The organism is Candidatus Nitrosotalea bavarica, assembly GCF_900167955.1.
Classification (GTDB): Archaea; Thermoproteota; Nitrososphaeria; order Nitrososphaerales; family Nitrosopumilaceae; genus Nitrosotalea; species Nitrosotalea bavarica.
Genome location: NZ_FUYK01000007.1, coordinates 321,766 through 340,679 on the forward strand (window position 1 = coordinate 321,766; position 18,914 = coordinate 340,679).

Below are 18,914 nucleotides of genomic sequence, written 5' to 3' on the forward strand. Positions count from 1 at the left end.
CTTAGACTGAAATAATTTGCATCTTTGAATTTTCAGTAACATGAAATTTGTCTACAAATCCAGCATTTACTTCTAAAACATATTTTGCTTTTTTACCATCTGCATTTTGTACTGTACATGTGGCGGTCTCCAAAGCTGATTTGCATGGTGGAATATTCTTCTCCAAGTGTACGACATTTCCATCTGTGTCAAACCAAATTATGTCTAATGGAAATTGCATGTTTAGCATCCAAATTGGTACCACCTGCTCTTGACTAAATACAAAAATCATCCCCTGATCATCTGGGAGTTCATTTTGAAACATCAATCCTCTTATCTTCTGAGCATCTGTTTCTGCAATTTGCACATCTAATATCTTACTATCTATCTTTATGGTTCCTCTTGGAAAATTGACTTCTGAAAGTTTGGAATCTGCGGGAATTGTAATTACTCCTACTATACCAATTACAACTGCCGCAATTGCTATCGGGATTAAAACTTGGGCTCTAGTTGCCACAAAAAACTAGTGTCAATGTCTAGTTAAAAACTAATGCAAAAATAACAGCATTTTTCTTGGAACTAGTTTATCTTATCTTTGAAACTAGACATGTCTGTAAAGAAATTCTTGGTTTCCTGTCCTATGTCTTTGATGGTAGCACCGTTGTATACTTTTTCCAGATATTTTCCAGCAATTATCATGGGAACGGCAAAAGGTGTACTAAACGGATCTGGCGAAACAAGCATGATGAATCCTATCTTTGTAATCTTTTTTCCTGGTGATGAAGCTCTCTGGACTGAACCCAATGCACGTGCAGTTCCTCTATCGTCCATTTTTCCAAGTTCAGAGTAAATCTTTGCTCTTCTGTGAAGGGAATCTCTAACTTTCTTTATTTTATCAATACTTGTCCTAACTCCTTCATCCATGGCCTCTCTTTTTAAAATAATAGTTAAGATTCCACACAAAAGATCACTCACAACTGGGTTAACATTTCTGATCAACAGATTGGGTTATATGATTTCAAATGTAATTATAAAAAATATGAAAGAAAAGCGGGCTGAGAGGCTAGAATCCATAAAAGAGGCACATAAATCGACAAAAACCGATTATTCTAGAATCGAAGACTATCTTGAGGTGATATCTGAACTTGTGGAACTCAAAGGATATGCAAATACTCTTGATATCTCAAGATATCTTAACGTCAGCGCTCCCTCTGTTACAAAGATGGTCCAAAAACTAGGTGATGGGGGATATCTCGAATATGAAAAATACAGAAGAATAAACTTGACACAAAAAGGTACATCCTTGGCAGATACCGTAAGGCAAAAGCACGGCACATTGCTTGAATTCTTTAGGATGCTTGGAATAAACCATGAAATCGCAAATCAGGACGTCGAAGGAATAGAACACCATCTTAACCCGCAGACTATAAAACAACTAAGAAAGTTTGTTACATTTTTAAAATCCAATCCAAAAATTCTTGAAAATTTTCAGTAACTAATCATGAACAGTTACCTTGATGTCACTTTTTGACATCACGGCATCAATTAGTCTTCTTCCTGCGGTGGATTTTTTTGCAATTATTATCTTGCCATTCTTTCCAACTCTGGTAGACAAGGCATTTTTATCATTGACATAAATCTCTGCATCCATACCTGACTTTGATATGTCAACTTCTAAAATAAAATTATTTCCTGATTCTGACATTTCAAACCATTCTCCACCTCTTGAGGATTCTTCCTTTGGTACCACATCGATATGAACACCAAGCGTCTTCTCTAGATCATTTACTGTGACGCCACCGCGGCCAATGATGGATGGTATGGACTCTTTGTCTACTCGTACTCGTATACTGTTATTTGATAAAATTTCTATTTCTGCATCAGAATCAAATCTTCGTATCGTGTCTCTAATTTTTGATTCTGCAAGTTTTTCTATGCCGCCACTCTTACTTTCTTTTGATATTGGAATTACTATATTTTCTTCGCCGTATGTATAGATCTCATATTCTAGAACGTGGTCTTCGAAATTTCTAATTTCTATAACTGGTCTTGCCAAGTCTTGCTCTGTCATCCCTGTGGGAACCTTTACTTTGAATTCTAATTCATATACTTTGGAAACTCTACCTGCTTGGATAAAGACAACTGTATCCAAAATATGTGGAATCATACCAAGCTCAACTTTTCCTATGAACCTCTGTATCGCATCAAGAGGAGCATGTGCATGTACAACTCCTACCATGCCAACACCTGCAAGTCTTAGGTCTGAGAATACTCTGAAATCATGAAATCTTCTTACTTCATCAAATATTGTATAATCTGGTCTGACAAGAAGCAGTATGTCTGCGGCATTTTCGAAGCTTCCTTCAAGTTGTGTATATTGTGTTACCTTCTTGTTTACCGAAAGGTCTCTTGGTGACTCGAACGTCTTTACTATCTTGCCTTTGTTGGAGTAAAAATCTGCAAGGCTAGATGCAAAAGTACTCTTACCAGAGCCTGGAGCTCCTGAAATTAGTATTCCTTCAGCTTCTTCAGAAATACGTTTCATTAACTTTTCAGATATTGTATACTGTTCTAATGACATTTTTACAATAGGATGAGTTATTGTGATTTCATAACTGCTTGAAAACGGTGAATGTGTAACAACTACTCTGAAATCTTTGTATTGGATTACTATTACTCCTGATTTTGATATTTCAATTATGCCCAATCGGGTGGCTCTTGACGCTTCCAAGATTTCTTTAGTAATTCCTTCCAAGTATTCTTTTGTCAGTATTGTTTCATCAATTTCTACTAGGGAAAATCCTCCGGGCTTTCCTCGTTTTGCAAGAGGCAGTGTTCCTTCCTTGAGGTGAATACTCATAGTTTGGGTGTCAAAGAATTTCTCAAATTCTAAATCTGAAATTTTTATCTGCGGTTTTGAGTAGCTTGTCTTTACTCCTTCTACTTGAGCTACCAAAGCCTGAACATAATCTGCAGTGTAGAATGTAGCCCCGTTCTTTTTTGCAATATCTTTTATTATGGCATCAATTCTGCCATGTCTTGCAAGTTTAATATCTTCCATGCTGGGCCTCTCGCCTTCAAATCTTAGAATGATATTATTTTTTTCTGCAAGTTCACGAATTTTTTTGATCTCCTCAAGACCTACAAAACCATAATCCTTGTGTTGTGACGCCTGTGATTGCAATTCATCTAAAACTGCAACAGGAATTATTATTTCACAATTTGTTAAAGTGCCTGCTTCAATTAACTTGGTAATCTCACCGTCTATTATGATGCTAGTATCTACTACGTATTTTTCCATAGTGGTAATCATTTTTAGCACCTTTTAACCATACCTGTATTTTCTTTAAGAATAATATAGCATGATATTGAAACACATATTATGTCTGGAAGAAAAAATGACGTTCTTATAATCGAGGATAGTATGGCCACCACCATTTTACTAAGAGATTTTCTAAAAAAACTAGGATATGAAAATATCGAGGCGTGTACTAACGGAAAGACAGGGATTCGGGTGTTTTCTGAACTGGAATCTGCTGGAAAAAAGCCTATAGTTCTACTAGACTTTCATCTACCAGATATGAACGCAAACGAAGTGATGGCAAGTATCTTTGACATTCGCCCTGACGCAAAAATTATCCTTGAAACTGCGGATTCCAAATCTGATGAGCAAATTAAAGGTGCTCTTAGAGGTGGGGCTTATCTCTATATTGAAAAACCCATCCGATTTGAAAATCTCAAAAATGTCTTTGAAACTCTAGAACAAGAGAGAACTATTCTTGAGGAAAAACCCACTGATGATCTTGAAAGAATTACCTCACATCTAAAATCTTCTTCAAGGATGAGTTTTGCAAGACTTTCTGAATATTCTGGTACTGAAAACGATCTACTGAAAAAATGTCTTTCACAGCTTGAAACTGAAAAAATCATAATAAAAATCTCTGATATAAAAGAAATCTTGTGTAATCAATGTAATTCATTAAGAATTCTTCCTAATTTTTTCTGTCCTGCATGTAATAGTACCAATTTTATGCAAGGAAAACTAATTGAGCATTTCAAATGTGGTAATGTTTCAGTTGAGGATTCTTACAAAGAAAACAAATGCCCGAAATGTCACAAGGAGATTAAGATCCTCGGAGTTGATTACAAATCCATGGATAATTATTATATTTGTAAAGACTGCGATGATAAATTTCCAGAACCAACACAAGATTACTTTTGTGTCAAATGTAGCAATAGGTTTCCATTAGAAAAGGCAAAATGGATTTCAAGTCCAGGATACAAAACTATTTGATCTATTGTTTAATGACCTTGGTGATAATATCTAATACTTCTTGAAAATTAAATGGTTTTAGAATATATGCTCTGGCACCTAACCTTAGACACTCTTTTACAGTCTGTTGATTATCACTAGCTGAGATCATAATCACATTTGCAACTGGATTGAATTCAATTATTTCTTTGAGTACTGAAACGCCATCTTTTTTTGGCATTGCCATATCTAGCAAGACAATGTCTGGTTTTAATTTGATATATTCTTGCAAAGCCCCCTCGCCATTTTGTAGTTCTCCAGCCAGCTTGTGCTTGCCTATAGTTACAATGTCCTTCAAAACCATTCTGATTGCATCAGAATCATCAACTATCATAACACTGGCCATGCCATATAGATCATAATGTGTCATATATAATTACGAGTGTAAATTAAAAACCTGAAATGTCAGGATATGTTTGAATTATTTGTTTTCTGAAATTATCTATCTCTATGTTAGTACCTCCCTTGAAAAGATGATTCATTTTTTGAACAGCTTCCAAAATTATATCATGTGAGTCTTTCAACACACCGTGATTTATGACATGTTTTAAAATCAAATCACTTATTCTGGCAATCTCTCCTACTTTTTCCTGTCCCATCATGGGTGCCAAACCCTTGATTTTGTGCATATGTTTTTCAATCTCTGTTGATTTTTTATAGAATTGTTCATCATTAGCGCATGTAAGAAAGGCTTCTTTCAAACTGTTTATCTCTGATTGTATCTCTTGCCTTGCTACCTTTAGAAACTCTTCAGACATTTTGACTTCTTACTGCATAACAATTATACTAACTTTTATACCGCTCTGAATGGTTTTTTTATTTGTGAAACTTACACAAAAGACCTACCTACTACTTGCAGTCATAATTGGGGTCTCTGCCGTGAATCTCTATCTTCTTATATTTACATCTCAAGAAAATCAAGATGTTTTACATTCTATTAGTTATGCAAGTGATCTTAAAGTCATAGTTGAAAGAATTGGAGGTACTGCCAACTCAATTGCTGGTGGTAATGAAGCAGATAGACCTACTTTGGAAACTCAAGTATCTGATTTTGATACAACTTATGCAAAACTTGGAGAAGGTGGAAATATTGGAGGACTGAATATTGTTGCATCTCCATCTGAATTAAGACCCGCATATGATAAAGTGGGAGATCAATGGACTCCATACAAAGAAGATGCGGAAAAAATAAAACAAGAAAATATTTTTGATGCGCATGTTGTGGATGATCTAAAATATGTACTTGGAAAAAATGGGCAGATGATTTCATTGACAAATGGTATTAGTAATGACCTAATGCCATTGGACAGAAATTACAATCCGCATAAAATTATTGCTCTTGAGATGACAAGTATTGCACAAGACATTGGTGAAAAAACATTATTGTATTCTATTGGTGAAGGTGGAAATGTTACATCTTCTCTGAAAAAAGATCGAATCACTTTTGATGCTGATTTGAAAAAACTGGAAGGACTTCCATTAAATGATACTGAATTTGCAAATTATACTATATCTCAAGATACACTTGCAGTAATTCCTAGGGAAAACTCTGATTCTATACGACAACTTGATCCTTTATGGGAATCTGTCCGCGCAAAATTAATTTTTATTGAATCTAATACTTTACTATCAAAAGATTTTGGGGCTGCATTGACGAGCCTGAATTCACAAAGAAACCTATTACTTGATGCTACATCAGACTTTGTAAACCAATGGAATTTACTAATAGATTCTAAACTTCATTCAAATGTCATAGTGGTTCAATTGTTAATAGTTGCAGATATTGCAGTATTTGTCTCAGTGGTATTATCCATTAGGCGCTCATTATCTCCTCTTGAATCTTTGACAAAAGTCATGGGTCGTGTCAAAGAGGGATTTTATGGTGAAAAAATTAATTATTCATCAAAAGATGAGATTGGAGAATTAGCAGAAACCTTCAATTCAATGTCTTCTACCATACAGAAAAAAGAGGAAGAAGCAAAGAAAGTAGAGACTGCAAAAGATGAATTTCTTGCAATGGTTACTCATGAACTAAAAACACCACTTGTTCCAATTCAGGGATACTCTGATATCCTACTTGGCGAACACCTTGGTTCTCTAAACAACGCACAAAAAGAAAGATTACAAATAATCAGTTCTAGTGCTTCTACTTTGTTACAATTAATCTCTGATTTACTTGATGCGCAAAAATTGGATCTTGGTCAACTAAGAATCAAGAAAGAGAGAAACAATCTCCAAGAGTCTGTAGAAAAAACAATAACTTCAATGCAGCCTCAAGCTGCGGCTGATAACATTTCTCTTACTTATTCTGTAGGAAAAGACATCTATGCATTTTATGACGATGTTAGAATTAAACAGGTGCTTACAAATCTAATCAAAAATAGCTTAAAGGCAACTTCTCCAAAGACAGGAAAAGTCGAAGTAACTGTTGAAGAAAAAATATCTGAGGTAATAGTCTCAGTCAAGGATAATGGACGTGGAATACCAGCTGAGGCAACAGATGGGATTTTCAAAAAGTTCTATCAAGTTGATACTACCAGTACAAGAGAAAAAGGTGGCAGTGGTCTAGGATTGTCCATTTGTAAAGGTATTGTAGAAGCCCATGGTGGCAGAATTTGGATGGTAAGCGAATTATCAAAGGGTACGACATTTTCATTTACAATTCCAAAAACTGAAGTATATAAAACTCCGATATAGGAATAGACTTGATTGTTATAATTCCAACAAAATGACTCTGGAAGATTATGCTGAAAAGGCAGTTCAAGTTGCACTCCAATATGATTCTCAGTATTGTGATGTACGCGCAGAATCTATACAAACTACTGGACTTGTAGTTGAAAATGGAGAGGTGGAAAATTTTATCTCATATAATGATTCTGGATTGGGAATAAGAGTGCTAGTTAATGGCGCATGGGGGTTTTGCTCCATGTCTGACCCAAAGTCATTTGATTTACTAAAAGAAAACATTATTGATGCCATAAAATCGGCTAGGCATTATTCTGAATATAAAAAACAAAAGGTAAGACTTGCTGATATCAAATCTTTCACTGATGTAGTAAATTATCAAGTGAAGATATTTCCATCTGTAGAAGAGATGATGAAAATTGGCCTTGAATCTGACGGCATAATTCAAAGTAAGAAAAGAATAATCAAATCATCCGTATCTATTCATCATGATAAATTTCACAAGTATTTTGTAAATAGTGAAGGATCTAAAATTACTCATAATTTTGATGATGTCATAGCAAACATGTCAGCAACAGCTCATTATTCTGGATTAACTGAATCAGTCAATACTACTGAGGGAGGTAGAGGGGGATTGGAGATGATTACGGGGAAAAATGATTTACTTGTAGTTGCAAAATCTATATCTGAAAAAGCAGATGCATTACTTGATGCACAAACAGTAAAGGAAGAAATGGCAACGGTGGTAATGAATCCAGATTTTGTTGCATTACTTACTCATGAAATTTTAGGGCATCCATCAGAAGCTGACAGAGTGCTTGGAAAAGAAATGGCATGGGCAGGTGGTGCGTGGTGGGCAGGAAAAATTGGAACAAAGATTGGTTCATCAGAACTTAATGTAATTGATGATCCTACAATTCCATCTAGTTTAGGCTGGTACAAGTATGACGACGAAGGAGTACCTGCTACAAAAAAGACTCTGATAAAAGATGGAGTATTGAGCACTCATATGCAAAGCAGAGAGACTGCTGCTCTCTTTGATGCTCCTGCAAATTCATCAATGCGAGCTAGTGGTTATTCGTTTATGCCTCTTATACGAATGGCATGCACATGTATAGAGCCTGGAAATTGGGATCCTGCAGAGATGATAAAAGATGTTAAAAACGGATATCTAATTTGTAATATGAAAATTCCTTCGATAGATATGATGCGATATAATTGGAGTATATCTTGTCAATATGCTCAAAAAATTGAAAATGGAGAATTGGGTGAGTTGCTAAGAGATGTTATAGTGATGGGTAACTCGCCTGAATTTTTTGAATCAATTGATGCTAGAGGAAAAGATTTTCAAGTAAGGCCCATTGCAAATTGCGGAAAAGGAGATCCCATGCAAGTCATGAGGATGGGAAATGGCGGTCCACATATACGTGGTAAATCAATTGTAAAAAGCGTGATAACATAACATGTCTAAAATATTAATTGATATACGAAATAGGGTAATCTCATGCGTTAACTGTAGTCTTTCAAAATCAAGAACAAATGCAGTACCTGGAATTGGTAATGAAAAATCTGATGTGATTTTTGTAGGGGAGGCACCTGGCAGAAATGAAGATCTTCAAGGCAAGCCATTTGTAGGAACTGCCGGCCAAATTCTCTCTGAAGCACTAGAGTTTGCTGGATTTACAAGAGATCAAGTCTATATTACTAATGTGGTAAAATGTAGGCCACCCAATAACAGACAACCTAACACCGAAGAACGAGACGCATGTAGGAGCTTTCTGTCTGAAGAATTGAAAATAATTAAACCCAAAATAATTTGCATATTGGGTAATACTGCCTATAGCTCTTTGTTAGATGGCAACTCTATTACTAAAAATCGTGGCAAACTTGTAAAAAATAATGATCAACTCTATTTTGTCACCGTTCATCCAGCTGCCATCATTTACAATCCTGCTTTAAGGCAAGTTCTCAAAGATGATTTTGTTCTACTTGCACAAACTCTAGATAAATTAAGAAAGGGCTTGGACGTAGAAATTTCAAAATGAATCTAGTAACGCGTTCATTTTATGCTCGTGATACGGTAAAAGTTGCTCAAGACTTGCTTGGGAAAATTCTGGTTAGAAATATTGATGGAAATATGATCTCTGGAATAATTACAGAGACTGAAGCTTACAAGTATAAAGATGATGCCGCAAGTCACTCGTTTAGAGGTATGACCGAGAGAAACAAAGCCATGTTTGGCGAAGTTGGTAGGGCGTATGTTTACTTTACATATGGAATGCATTATTGTGTTAATGCTGTAGCGCGAAGTTCTGATTATCCAGCAGGTGCTGTTTTAATCAGATCACTTTTTCCACAGGATGGAATAGACTTTATGTTAAAGCAACGAAAATCTATGGATGTTTCTAATCTTACAAACGGTCCTGCCAAATTGACACAGGCATTAAAAATAACCAAGAAGGAGTATGGTGAAGATCTAACTAAAAGATATAATCTGTTTGTAATGGATGGGATGAAAATAAAAAGATCAGAGATCAAGGCCGGACCGCGAATTGGAATAAAAAAAGCACTCACCAACCTATGGAATTTTAAAATTTCAAAAAATATTCTTGAAGATAATTAAGATGATGGAACAGGCCTTGCTTCGAGTGTGGCAGTCAAGTCCATTGATTTTCCTTGCCTGTTAATTGAAACTATTACTTTATCTCCTACATTTTTCTGTTCATCTAGGTATGCAATGACGTCATAAATTGTCTTTACTTGATGACCGTTTATAGCTGTTATGATGTCTCCCCCATGCGGAATATTGTTTTCATCAGGTGTAGCTGGTATTATTCCTGCTTTATCAGCAGGTCCTCCCTTGACTGTTTGTTCAACTAATACTCCCTTGAAGTTTCTTGGTAATCCGTTTGCAAGAGCAATATCTGGATCTAGACTTCTTCCCGATATGCCAAGATATGGATGAGTATAGTTTCCATTTTTAATTAAAACTGGAACAATTCTGTTAATTGTATTAGATGGTACTGCAAATCCAATTCCTGCAAAATCTCCAGTGCTAGTTTTGATAGCAGTATTCATTCCTATCACTTGACTGTTCAAGTCTAATAATGGCCCACCAGAATTTCCTGGATTGATGGCGGCATCTACTTGGATTATGTCTGGTATTGAAAATCCTGCAGCGTTCTCATTTGGAAGTAGTCTTCCTACTTGGCTTATTATGCCAGTTGTCATTGTATCACTAAGCCCAAATGGATTGCCAATTGCAATAACCTGTTGTCCTACATCAAGTTGTGATGAATTCCCAAGAGTTAGCGGAATGAGAGTCTCATCTGAGAAATTATCTATTATCTGTATTACTGCAATGTCATTTCCTGGGTCAGTACCGACAACTTTTGCAGTGTATGTATTTCCATCAATAAAAGTTACATTTACTGTTTTTGATCCGTCAACTACGTGATTATTGGTAATAATTCTTCCATCTTTATCGTAGATAAAACCCGAACCAAGTCTTGTAGATTGATCTTCTAACGGTGCACCGTTAATTATGATACTGTTGTCCGTGGTTGTTACCTTGCTTGTTATCTGGACCACTGAATTTTCAACGTTCTTGAAAATATGGGTAAGGATAGAATCTGTTGTTATACTTGACAATCCCTCCATGCCTGGCGGTCCTGGTGGACCTGGAGGCCCAGGTGGCCCTTGTGGTCCAGTCTGACCTTGAACAGTTGCCTGCGATATTTCATTTAATGTCCTTCCATTGGTAAATTGTACCAGAACTGTAGCCGAAAGGGCGATAATTATTCCAATGAGAATGACTTCAAATTTTTTCATATTAAAATCTCAGCCAAAATGGTACAAACCGAAATATTATTCTTTACTATCAATTTCGCTTCTCTCAAAATAATCGATTTAATCATTCGATCTTTTAGTATTATCCTTTACTCATCTTGGATAATCATTACATAAATATACACACATTTCGTTAAATTCATCGTGGTTAAGAAACAGAAGAATAAGAACAAGGCTAAGACTAGTCCTATTTCTAAGGGTGCGGTAATAACAGTTGCAATTTTAGCAGCTGCCATAATAGGTGGTGGATATTATCTTTGGACACATTCAGTCCCGGTAAATAGTACGATACCAAATTTTTCGCCAGCGTCTAACATCTACATACTGGCAATTCATAATGCTGACGGTTATTCATATGATGAACAATCTACAAAAACTGGAAAGAAATCAATATCTGGTACAAATACTAATCCATCCATTCACATTACTAAAGGAACTCTGATTGCATTACATGTGATAAACGAAGACAAGGATACTGGTTCAGATCAGGATCTAAATATTGATGCCTTTAATGTTCATACAAGACATCTGAAATACTTTGAAGCTCAGACTATAAACTTCATTGCAAACCAAGAAGGAACATTCTCGTATTATTCTATAATACATCCGGAAATGAAAGGCACGATAACCGTAGATCCATAAACTAATCTAATTATTAAAAAAACTCTAACCTGTTATGTAATCTGAAAATTTTTTTTAGTGTTAATAGCTTCTTGCAAAAATTGCATAAGTTTTGCTTGGGTTTTTACATATGATGCATGTGGACTCGTCATTTTTTACATCAAAAGGAATTACGCGGATATCTGCTCCTGTTGATTCTTTGATTATCTCCTCACACTTGGTCTCTCCACACCATGGCGAATTAAGAAATGCGCCCTTTTCCATCTCTGATTTAAATTCCTCAAAATCTATGACATTTTTTGTTTTTTCCTTTAAGAGATTTTTGGCGTTTTCATAAAGTCCTTGTTGAATCTCGTTTAACATACTTAGAACTCCCTCCTCAGTATTTTCAAATGGAAGATCAGTTTTTTTGAGATTGTCTCGTCTGACTAGAACTGTTTTACCTTTGGCAAGATCCTTTGGACCTATCTCAATTCTTAATGGAACTCCTTTCATTTCCCAATCATTGAACTTGTATCCTGGGGTTACTTCGTCTCTTGCATCTATGTGAACGCGAAGATTATGTTTTACCAATGTTTCCTTTATCTCTGAAGATTTTCTGAGAACTGCATCTCTATCAGTTGGGGAATAGTATATTGGAATTATGACTACTTGTATTGGAGCAACTCTTGGTGGCAAAACTAATCCCTTATCATCTCCGTGAAGCATGATGAGCGCACCGATGAGACGCCATGATACACCCCATGATGTTTGCCATGCAAAAGTTTCTACATTTTGCTTATCTAGGAATTTTACATCAAATGGTTTTGAAAAGTTTTGCCCCAAAAAGTGGGATGTTCCCATCTGTAATGCCTTGCCATCTGGCATGATTGATTCCATCGTAGTAGTATAAACTGCTCCGACAAATTTTTCCTTCTCACTCTTTTTTCCTGTGATTACTGGAATTGCAAGTTCTTCTTCAACAGTTTTTTTATACATGTCTAGTATGGACATGACTTCTTCTTCTGCTTCTTCTTTTGTCGCATGTACTGTATGACCTTCTTGCCATAGAAACTCAGAGGTTCTCAAAAATGGTTTTGTTGCCTTTATTTCTGCTCTGAGGGCGGTATTCCAAAAATTAATTTTCATTGGAAGATCTCTCCAACTCTTAATCCATTTTGAATACATTGAATAAGCAAGTGCTTCCGAGGTTGGTCTTAATGCCAATCTATCTCCTATCTCTGTCTCCCCTGAATGTGTGACCCAAAACACTTCTGGTGTGAATCCAGCAAAGTGATCTGATTCTTTACTCAGTAATGATTCTGGTATTAGAATTGGAAGAAATCCGTTCTCGTGACCGGTGGCCTTTAATTTTTGGTCAAGTGAAGATTTTAGAGATTCCCATATTGAATATCCATAAGGTCTTAGAACGATGAGGCCTTTGACAGGGGCGTAATCCGCAAGATGTGCCTTTAGTACAATCTGCGTATACCATTCACTAAAATTCTCATTCTTCTTTACAGTGATTCCTATTTCTTTACTCAATTCAGATCTTTCTTATCGTTGTACTAATGAGCTTTCTGGTTTTTTAGAGTGCGTCGCCTTTACAGAGTACTTTGCCAGATACTCTGCTTTGGAAATTTCTGCATACGAAACATTGGATGAATGCAAGTTCATTTTTTAAAACAGGACAGTCAACGGACTCTTCTTTCATACGCTTGAGCATCTTTGGACTGACACCTTTTAACTTGAGTTTTCCTTTGTCATCCATCATGCCTGATGCTTTGAGCTCTACTTTTGTTTGATCTGTTAATTTGATCGCCTTCTCAACAACTTTTACTGGGACTTCATATTTGTGTGGAAGTTCAGTCATGTTCAACAACTTTGCAACCTTGAATATATTACTAGTGGTGAAAAGATCCTAAAACCACTTAAGATTAATATAATCTGATTTGAAGTTGAAAGAAGAAACTGATGTTAGCAATTTTTGATGTGGAAGGCGTATTACTTGACGCAGAATTTCTTCCAATCCTTGCCGAAAAAATTAACAAGCAAGATGAAATTTGGGCTATTACAAGACAAGGCATAGAGGGAAAAATAAACTGGGAAGAAGGACTCAAAAGAAGAATTGAACTGCTTAGGGGAATAGATTTTCAGACATGCAAGGAAGTTTCGGATTCGTTAAAAATAATGATTGGTGCAAAAGAAGCTTGTAGAGCATTAAAGGCAGCAGGGTGGAAGATAATGGCAGTATCTGGAGGATTTACAATAATGACAGACAGGTTGAAAGATGAACTAGGCCTAGATTATGTCTTTTCAAACAAATTGATATTCAAGGATGGAAAATTAGATGGTGTAATAATTGATGTTGATTCTGACAAGGCAAAATCTGCAATTATAAAGATAAACGAATGGAAAGAAGAAAAAAAGAATATTGTTGTAGTTGTGGATGGAGCAAATGATATAAAATTGTTCAACATATGTGGTCTTGGGGTCGCATTTAGAGCCCAGGACGTGGTAAAAGAATTGGCAACTGTAACACTGGAAGAAAAAGACCTCTCTAAACTCATTGATTTAATTAACAAACACTATGGCTTGAAAATACCGTTACAGACAGTAGCCTGACAAGATATAATTTTAAGCAATAGAAAATTAATCTTGTAAGATGTCTTTACAAATAATTCCTGTTCATATCCTACGGGATATAGTACCTGGAGATGATCTGATTGAACTTTTACTTGAAACAAGAACTGGTAGGGGATTAAAAGAAGGAGATGTTCTTGTATTTACGCAAAAAATTATCTCAAAACAGGAGGGTAGAAAAATTGATCTGTCTAAAGTACAACCCATGCTTCTTGCGACAGGAATTGCTAGCGCTTTTTCCAAAGACCCACGAATTATCCAATTAATACTTGATGAAACAAAAAGAATCATTCGTATGAAAAATGGGATAATCATATCTGAAACACATAATGGTCTAGTATGTGCAAATGCTGGAATAGACGAAAGTAATGTAGAAGCAGGATTTGCAACCTTGCTTCCAAAAGATGCTGATTCATCTGCACAGAAGTTAAGAAGACTGATAAAAACAAGAACTGGAAAAAACGTCGCAGTGATAATATCTGATACATTTGGCAGGCCATTTAGAGAAGGTCAGACAGATACGGCAATTGGAGTTTCTGGAATATCTTCAATAATTGATTATGCTGGAAAACGTGACAACTTTGATCGTGTTCTTAGAGTCACAGCAATTGCAATTGTAGATGAGCTCTGTTCTGCAAGTGAACTGGTTAGAGGAAAAACTCTTCATACTCCAATTGCAATTATTAGAAATTACAAATTTGATAAAAAAAGCGGCACATCAAAAGTTCTATTGAGGACAAAATCCCTTGATCTATTCAGATAATTCAAAATTCTCGAAACAAGGATTATATTCATTAGGTGCGGGATTCGATAGACGTTGGCTGGACTAAAAATAGAATTACACTGCCATAATGAATTTTCGAACTTTCAACTAGGACCAAAAGAGACTCCATATGATTGTGGGGTGACAATTAAGGAACAATTGGAAAAGGCATATCAGATGGGACTTGATGCTTTTTTCATTACAAATCATAATACTCTGGATGGATATAGTTCACTTTTAGAATACAAAGAAAACCATGTAAAATACAAAAAGATCAAAATATACCCTGGCGAAGAAATCACGACTGATCAAGGCATACATATTCTAGCATTTGGTCTTAATGAAAGCATCAAGGCTGAAAATAGTCTTGATGAAATACTTGATGTTATAAAATCACAAGGCGCTATATCTTGTGCACCGCATCCATTTGGACTTAGCAATGGACTGCGAGAGAATGCAATTCTCTGTGATCTGATTGAGGTTTTTAATAGTAATAATGTGGACCGTTACTCTAACCTACGAGCTTCTCATTTTGCTAAAGAAAATAACATGGTTGAAGTGGCTGGAAGTGATTCACATGTTGTCTCTACACTTGGCAGGTGTATCAATTTGATTGACTCTGAAAATAAGTTGGATGATGTATTGTATGCGATGAAATGCGGTAAAATTACTATAGATAGTTCTGGGTATACTACAAGTAGAGAAATGATAGAACATGCTCTGTATAAAATAGAAAATTCAAAAGAAGACATTGTCATGTACTTTAAAGAAAATCATCCTCATCTAACTGGATTGTGTGTATTTCTGATCAATGCTTTTGAATCAAATCCAAATAGTGTGGTTTGGACAACTGCTTACAAAGTTGCAGTACGTATGATAACAAAACTTTCAAACAAAATCAATTTCAAAGATCAGGATCATACAGTTTTGTATCAAAGAAATCTAAGAGCAATCTTGCCAATGATTTTAAGATGACTGAACTTTTTTGCGCTTATGAATAGATTTTAATATCTCGTGAGCGATTTTTTGCCTATAGGTGAACCGATATTTCAGAATTAAATCCTACTAAGACTATAGATGTACGAGGTATGTTCTGTCCAGAACCTGTCTTTAGAACAAAGATAGAGATGGAAAGAATGGCGGTAGGAAATATACTACAAATCACCGCAGATGATCCTGCATCTGAAGAAGATATTACCAGATGGGTAAACAGAAGTGGTCATCAATTAATCGGTGTTAAAAAAACAGGCAATGATCTAGAGTTTACCATAAAGAAGGTGAAATAGATTCTTGGCCACTAAAACATTAGATGATGCCGAGATACTTCTCAAGAAAATTGGCAATACTCCTCTTGTAAAACTAGACTCACTTTCAAACAGTGATACTGAATTTTATGCTAAACTAGAATTCTATAATCCATTTGGTTCTGTAAAAGATAGAGCTGCATTTTGGATGGTAAAAATTGCAGAAGACAATGGTATCATAAAAAGAGGACATACTATCATAATAGAACCTACATCTGGAAATACTGGAATCGCACTTGCGGGCATAGCAAAACTTCTTGGGTATAAAGTTGAAATTGTAATTCCTGAAAAAGCAAGTGCGGAAACAAAGAAGATTATTGAGTCACTTGGAGCTACTTTGTACCAAACATCTGATGACCTATGTCCAAAAGTTGGTGGTGGAACCGATCAAAGCATTGCACTAGCACGTTCAATAGCATCTGCAAGACCTGACAAATACTATTCCCCTAACCAGTATGCTAATGAAGCAAACTTTTTGGGTCATTACAAAGGAACCGGACCAGAAATTTGGGAGCAATCAAAAGGCAAGGTAACTCATTTCTTTACCGGAGTAGGAACTGGAGGGACCATAACTGGAATTGGTGCATATTTGAAAGAAAAGAATCCTGAAATCAAAGTGATAGGTGTACAGCCACAGCAAAATCACTTGATTCAAGGTCTAAGAAACTTTGAAGAATCTGCAAAACCTGATCTATTTATCAAACGTGAAAAAGTAGTTGATGACTGGATTACTATAACCAATGAGGAGGCATTTGCTTCAGTAAAAGAAATTCTGCAAAAAGAAAAGATGCTAGTAAGTCCATCGTCTGCTACTGTATACACTGCCATGAAAAAATATGGTGTTAAAAATGGTCACGTGGTAGGAATATTTGCTGACGATGGAAGGAAATTCAAGAGTCTTTACACTCAACAAGGAATTTTTACAGAAGCAGAATTTGACACTGCACTAAAAGATTCTAAATATATTTCTCAAGTCCAGTCTGTCTAACTACATCTTACGTTCTGATAGATACTTGTCTACGTCAATAGCAGCCATGCAACCAAATGCTGCAGCCGTTATTGCTTGCCTGTATCTATGATCATGAACATCTCCTGCAGCAAATACTCCTTCTATATTTGTATGAGTGTGATTCTTCAATACAATGTACCCTTGGTCATCAAGTTCAATCTGCCCTTTGAATAATTTCGTGTTAGGCTCATGTCCAATTGCAACAAAAATTCCTCCTACTTCTAATGTTTCAACCTTGTTTGCTGTTGTGTCTTTCATTGTTATTTGAGTGACTTTTTGATTTCCCTTTATCTCTTCAATTATTGTATTCCAATGGAACTGGATTTTTTTGTTTTCAAAGGCTCTATCTTGCATTACTTTACTTGCACGAAGTGTATCTTTTCTATGAACTACGTGGACTTTATTTGCAAATTTTGTGAGAAATATGGCCTCTTCCATGGCAGAGTCTCCGCCCCCAGCAACAACTATATCTTGATTTTTAAAAAATGGCCCATCACATGTAGCACAATATGAAACACCACGAGCACTAAATTCCTGCTCTCCCTTGACACCTATCTTTCTTGGTGTGGCACCAGTTGCAATTATTACTGTGTCCGTTTCATATTCTTCAGAATACGTCAATATTTTAAACGGTTTGTGTCTAAAATCCACATTTACTACTTCATCATCAATAATGGTAGTTCCAATTCGTACAGCTTGCTCTCTCATTGCAGTCATCAATTCTGGTCCGAGAATTCCTTTAGCAAAACCTGGAAAATTTTCTACTTCTGTTGTAAGCATTAACTGGCCTCCTGGCAAAACTCCTGAGATTATAAGAGTATCATGTTTTGCACGTGATGTGTATATGGAAGCGGTATATCCTGCTGGACCTGCACCAATGATTATAACATCAAACTTCTTTTTTGTTTCAGGTTTTTTATTCTCAGATCTTATCTCAGCTTGCACAAATCCAACTCGTTCAAGTTCATATTTAAATTATTCATGTTTTTTAATTGCCTCTAAAATTTTTTGATGAGTGTCACAGAGTCTTCCTAATTCAATTTGAGCATGTATTAGATCTTCTTGCCAATGTGCATTGTTTAAAATACACTCCTTTGAGTCACAAAATGGCTCTGTAGTCAAATAATAAAAAATGGTCTGAAGTGCATATCCTCTTACAACTTTACCTAGATTCTTGTCATGGTATTCTAGAAACTTACCCTTGAATTGCTCTTTTAATGAATCCAAGTTTAGGCCCTGAGTCATACTGTGATACATGCTGATGTAATACGCACGTGGCTTGGCAGGTGCTTCAATAATTCCTGTAGTTGAAATTATTGAAGGGTTTGAGCATATGACTGCTCTTCCATGATATCTATAATCTTCATAATCATAGGTGCATGTGAGCCTTGTAGTAAAAATGAGGTGAAAATAATCTGAAGACAATTCCTCTTCAGGAATTATCTTTTTTAAGATATTTTGTATCTCAAAACCATCATATAGTATAATGTTGTTTAAAACAGAACTATCGGTAAAAGAATCTGCTTCAAAATTAATCTCTTCTTCTGTAGGTTGGTGTCTTTCAAAGGACGAATGTGGATTAAAAATACATGATGACGCTAATTCGTATGCCGTATTTTTATCTGATTTGAAGTGTTCAAAGAAATTCTTTCGTACTTCTACTTGCACATCTAATGTTTCTTCTATGAACTTGGCCAGATTATTAATCTCGATTTCTGGAACAGATGGCTCATCATAGAGAAAAACTTTGGATATTTTCAACAAGTGTCT

22 protein-coding genes are annotated in these 18,914 nt (G+C 35.7%); 12 read left to right on the forward strand and 10 right to left on the reverse strand.

Annotated features, from left to right (window positions below):
• Position 1 precedes the first annotated feature (1 nt).
• Entirely contained in the window at positions 2 to 496 is a 495-nt protein-coding gene (locus C0Q33_RS05130; protein ID WP_101477483.1) for a DUF192 domain-containing protein, read from the reverse strand.
• Positions 497 to 558: 62 nt separating this feature from the next.
• Entirely contained in the window at positions 559 to 903 is a 345-nt protein-coding gene (locus C0Q33_RS05135) for a hypothetical protein (protein ID WP_101477484.1), read from the reverse strand.
• 115 nt (positions 904 to 1,018) lie between these two features.
• Here C0Q33_RS05135 and C0Q33_RS05140 point away from each other — a divergent pair, with 115 nt between their 5' ends.
• A complete protein-coding gene (locus C0Q33_RS05140) occupies positions 1,019 to 1,474 on the forward strand; it encodes a metal-dependent transcriptional regulator (protein WP_101477642.1) in 456 nt (151 codons plus the stop codon).
• Here the strand turns inward: C0Q33_RS05140 and C0Q33_RS05145 are convergent, their stop codons facing one another.
• Positions 1,475 to 3,292, reverse strand: a complete 1,818-nt coding sequence (locus C0Q33_RS05145; RefSeq protein WP_245867328.1) for a PINc/VapC family ATPase — start codon at positions 3,290 to 3,292, stop codon at positions 1,475 to 1,477.
• A gap of 69 nt (positions 3,293 to 3,361) precedes the next feature.
• Between C0Q33_RS05145 and C0Q33_RS05150 the strand changes: the two genes are divergently transcribed.
• Positions 3,362 to 4,273 carry a TackOD1 domain-containing metal-binding protein gene (locus tag C0Q33_RS05150; protein WP_101477486.1) on the forward strand — a complete coding sequence of 304 codons (912 nt, stop codon included), beginning with the start codon at positions 3,362 to 3,364 and terminating at the stop codon, positions 4,271 to 4,273.
• Position 4,274: 1 nt separating this feature from the next.
• On the opposite strand, the gene C0Q33_RS05155 is transcribed toward C0Q33_RS05150, so the two are convergent.
• Entirely contained in the window at positions 4,275 to 4,661 is a 387-nt protein-coding gene (locus tag C0Q33_RS05155; RefSeq protein WP_245867329.1) for a response regulator, read from the reverse strand.
• 19 nt (positions 4,662 to 4,680) lie between these two features.
• Positions 4,681 to 5,049 (reverse strand): Hpt domain-containing protein, encoded by a 369-nt coding sequence (locus C0Q33_RS05160; protein ID WP_101477487.1) that lies wholly within the window; start codon positions 5,047 to 5,049, stop codon positions 4,681 to 4,683.
• A gap of 64 nt (positions 5,050 to 5,113) precedes the next feature.
• Here C0Q33_RS05160 and C0Q33_RS05165 point away from each other — a divergent pair, with 64 nt between their 5' ends.
• From C0Q33_RS05165 to C0Q33_RS05180, 4 genes are read left to right on the forward strand one after another with little or no spacing between them, the layout of a single operon-like run.
• Entirely contained in the window at positions 5,114 to 6,988 is a 1,875-nt protein-coding gene (locus C0Q33_RS05165) for a sensor histidine kinase (protein ID WP_165776438.1), read from the forward strand.
• A gap of 31 nt (positions 6,989 to 7,019) precedes the next feature.
• Positions 7,020 to 8,438 carry a TldD/PmbA family protein gene (locus C0Q33_RS05170; protein WP_101477489.1) on the forward strand — a complete coding sequence of 473 codons (1,419 nt, stop codon included), beginning with the start codon at positions 7,020 to 7,022 and terminating at the stop codon, positions 8,436 to 8,438.
• A gap of 1 nt (position 8,439) precedes the next feature.
• The gene (locus tag C0Q33_RS05175; protein WP_101477490.1) at positions 8,440 to 9,021 is read left to right on the forward strand and encodes a uracil-DNA glycosylase; all 582 of its coding nucleotides are present in this window, start codon (positions 8,440 to 8,442) and stop codon (positions 9,019 to 9,021) included.
• On the forward strand, positions 9,018 to 9,599 hold the full coding sequence (locus C0Q33_RS05180; RefSeq protein WP_101477491.1) for a DNA-3-methyladenine glycosylase: 582 nt from the start codon (positions 9,018 to 9,020) through the stop codon (positions 9,597 to 9,599). Before C0Q33_RS05175 ends, C0Q33_RS05180 begins: the two co-directional genes overlap by 4 nt.
• On the opposite strand, the gene C0Q33_RS05185 is transcribed toward C0Q33_RS05180, so the two are convergent.
• Entirely contained in the window at positions 9,596 to 10,807 is a 1,212-nt protein-coding gene (locus C0Q33_RS05185) for a S1C family serine protease (protein WP_101477492.1), read from the reverse strand. The two genes, C0Q33_RS05180 and C0Q33_RS05185, sit on opposite strands and share 4 nt — an antisense overlap.
• A 162-nt stretch (positions 10,808 to 10,969) precedes the next feature.
• Between C0Q33_RS05185 and C0Q33_RS05190 the strand changes: the two genes are divergently transcribed.
• Positions 10,970 to 11,467 (forward strand): cupredoxin domain-containing protein, encoded by a 498-nt coding sequence (locus C0Q33_RS05190; protein ID WP_101477493.1) that lies wholly within the window; start codon positions 10,970 to 10,972, stop codon positions 11,465 to 11,467.
• Between the two features lie 60 nt (positions 11,468 to 11,527).
• Here C0Q33_RS05190 and proS read toward each other — a convergent pair whose 3' ends face one another.
• Together proS and C0Q33_RS05200 are read right to left on the reverse strand one after the other, a co-directional pair.
• The gene (proS, locus tag C0Q33_RS05195) at positions 11,528 to 12,970 is read right to left on the reverse strand and encodes a proline--tRNA ligase (protein WP_101477494.1); all 1,443 of its coding nucleotides are present in this window, start codon (positions 12,968 to 12,970) and stop codon (positions 11,528 to 11,530) included.
• 43 nt (positions 12,971 to 13,013) lie between these two features.
• Entirely contained in the window at positions 13,014 to 13,298 is a 285-nt protein-coding gene (locus C0Q33_RS05200; RefSeq protein ID WP_101477495.1) for a hypothetical protein, read from the reverse strand.
• 101 nt (positions 13,299 to 13,399) lie between these two features.
• On the opposite strand from C0Q33_RS05200, the gene serB reads away from it, so the two are divergent.
• The 5 genes from serB (at position 13,400) to C0Q33_RS05225 (ending at position 17,123) form a co-directional block, all read left to right on the forward strand.
• Positions 13,400 to 14,050, forward strand: a complete 651-nt coding sequence (gene serB, locus C0Q33_RS05205; protein WP_101477496.1) for a phosphoserine phosphatase SerB — start codon at positions 13,400 to 13,402, stop codon at positions 14,048 to 14,050.
• Between the two features lie 40 nt (positions 14,051 to 14,090).
• A complete protein-coding gene (gene cofE, locus C0Q33_RS05210; RefSeq protein ID WP_101477497.1) occupies positions 14,091 to 14,831 on the forward strand; it encodes a coenzyme F420-0:L-glutamate ligase in 741 nt (246 codons plus the stop codon).
• A 54-nt stretch (positions 14,832 to 14,885) separates the two neighbouring features.
• Positions 14,886 to 15,806: a PHP-associated domain-containing protein gene (locus C0Q33_RS05215; RefSeq protein WP_101477498.1), complete on the forward strand. Its 921-nt coding sequence runs from the start codon at positions 14,886 to 14,888 to the stop codon at positions 15,804 to 15,806.
• Between the two features lie 98 nt (positions 15,807 to 15,904).
• Positions 15,905 to 16,117, forward strand: a complete 213-nt coding sequence (locus tag C0Q33_RS05220; RefSeq protein ID WP_281258826.1) for a sulfurtransferase TusA family protein — start codon at positions 15,905 to 15,907, stop codon at positions 16,115 to 16,117.
• A gap of 4 nt (positions 16,118 to 16,121) precedes the next feature.
• On the forward strand, positions 16,122 to 17,123 hold the full coding sequence (locus C0Q33_RS05225; RefSeq protein ID WP_101477500.1) for a cysteine synthase family protein: 1,002 nt from the start codon (positions 16,122 to 16,124) through the stop codon (positions 17,121 to 17,123).
• Here the strand turns inward: C0Q33_RS05225 and trxB are convergent, their stop codons facing one another.
• Together trxB and C0Q33_RS05235 are read right to left on the reverse strand one after the other, a co-directional pair.
• Positions 17,124 to 18,089 (reverse strand): thioredoxin-disulfide reductase, encoded by a 966-nt coding sequence (gene trxB, locus C0Q33_RS05230; protein WP_101477501.1) that lies wholly within the window; start codon positions 18,087 to 18,089, stop codon positions 17,124 to 17,126.
• Positions 18,090 to 18,119: 30 nt separating this feature from the next.
• Positions 18,120 to 18,905 (reverse strand): DUF6775 family putative metallopeptidase, encoded by a 786-nt coding sequence (locus tag C0Q33_RS05235; protein ID WP_177996808.1) that lies wholly within the window; start codon positions 18,903 to 18,905, stop codon positions 18,120 to 18,122.
• Between the last annotated feature and the right edge of the window lie 9 nt (positions 18,906 to 18,914).